This window comes from Desulfonatronospira sp. MSAO_Bac3 (assembly GCF_003838035.1).
In the GTDB taxonomy this organism is placed as follows: Bacteria; Desulfobacterota; Desulfovibrionia; order Desulfovibrionales; family Desulfonatronovibrionaceae; genus Desulfonatronospira; species Desulfonatronospira thiodismutans.
Window position 1 is genome coordinate 1 of record NZ_QYZY01000063.1, and the last position, 1525, is coordinate 1525.

General features: G+C 53.8%; 3 protein-coding genes and 1 pseudogene. All 4 read left to right on the forward strand.

Annotated features, from left to right (window positions below):
• Positions 1–98: pseudogene (gene ribH, locus D5S03_RS02305) on the forward strand (6,7-dimethyl-8-ribityllumazine synthase); the annotation flags it as partial.
• Positions 99–114: 16 nt separating this feature from the next.
• Entirely contained in the window at positions 115–588 is a 474-nt protein-coding gene (nusB, locus tag D5S03_RS02310; protein ID WP_287042564.1) for a transcription antitermination factor NusB, read from the forward strand.
• On the forward strand, positions 557–1087 hold the full coding sequence (locus D5S03_RS02315) for a hypothetical protein (protein WP_287042565.1): 531 nt from the start codon (positions 557–559) through the stop codon (positions 1085–1087). Before nusB ends, D5S03_RS02315 begins: the two co-directional genes overlap by 32 nt.
• Before the next feature lie 38 nt (positions 1088–1125).
• A partial coding sequence (locus tag D5S03_RS02320; protein WP_287042566.1) for a class I tRNA ligase family protein occupies positions 1126–1525 on the forward strand: 400 nt, incomplete at its 3' end.

Here is a 1525-nt window from a genome sequence, read left to right on the forward strand (position 1 = left end):
AGGCCATTGAAAGGGCCGGGAGCAAGGCCGGCAACAAGGGAGTTGAGGCAGCAGCAGCCGTTCTGGAACTTGTCCGGGTCATGGAGCAGGTGGATTAACCCTGTCTGACAGCAAATGTCCAAAAAAACAAACAGCCCCAGGCAAAAGTATTCAAGGCATGCCCAAAGGGTATTCGCCTTTCAGATCCTTTACTCCCTGAACTTTGATCAGACAGGCAGCGGGCTGCCTGCAACCTTTGATCACTTCAAAAATGACCAGGACACAGTGGACCAGAAAGATTTGTCCTACGCTTTGCAGCTGGTAAACGGAGTCCGGGACAACCTGGAAGAGCTTGACGCTAATATCGGGCGGCACTCCCAGAACTGGAAAGTCAAGCGCATCGCCATGGTAGAATTGACTATAATGCGCCTGGCTGTCTACGAAATGATCTGCAGGGAGGATATCCCGGTGAAAGTGGCCATCAACGAGGCCATTGAACTGGCCAAGACATTCGGGGACAACAATTCACGCAATTTTGTCAACGGCATCCTGGACGCTGTTGCCAGGGAGATAAGGCATGATCAATCTGGGACTGACGCAAGATCTTGATTCCTGCCCCATAATTTTTGCCAGGCTTGGTTTTGCTCTGCCGGCCCATGAAAAAAGCAGCGGACCGCTTTTAAGATCCTGGCCCGGTGAGCATGGACAGCTCTGGGAGCTTTTTTTTCCCCTGCAGAAAGACCAGGACCACACCAGCTGGGTCCTGGAGCTTTCCGCATGCATCAAGGGGCTCAGGCAAACCAGGTGGTGCGTAAATACACATGACCTGGTGCAGGTATTCAATTTGCCCCTGGACAGGTCTCTGGCCAGTTGGGGGGATCTTTTCTGGCCGCATTTCCGGATGGACTCGGTGTTCGTCTTCGCCACCGGCAATGATGACCATCTGGTCCGGGAGGTCCTGGACTCGTGGCACCGCAGGGAAACAAACATCTGCCTGCGCAGCCATTATGATTTTACGGTTCAGGAGACCAGTCCCCCGGTAAAGAACAGACCGCCAAGAATACAGTGGGACCTGTGGCACAGGCTGGGTGTCAGGAAGGGAGCATGACAAACAGTTGCCAAACAAGACTTTAAGGAAGGCGCTAAATGCAGGAACGCAGGTACAGTCCCGAGGAGACAGAAAAAAAGTGGCAGCAGATATGGGAGGAGCACAAAACCTTTGAAGTCACTCACAAGGAGACTGACAGACCCAGGTACTACGTGCTGGAAATGTTTCCCTATCCCTCCGGGCGTATCCACATGGGCCACGTGCGCAACTATTCCATCGGAGACGTGGTGGCCAGGATGAAAATGATGCAGGGGTACAACGTCCTGCATCCCATGGGCTGGGACGCTTTCGGCATGCCCGCGGAAAACGCGGCTATAAAGAACAACACCCATCCAGCCCACTGGACCTACCAGAACATCGACTACATGCGCAGCGAGCTCAAAAGGCTCGGATACTCCTACGACTGGAGCAGGGAGCTGGCCACCTGCCATCCTGGAT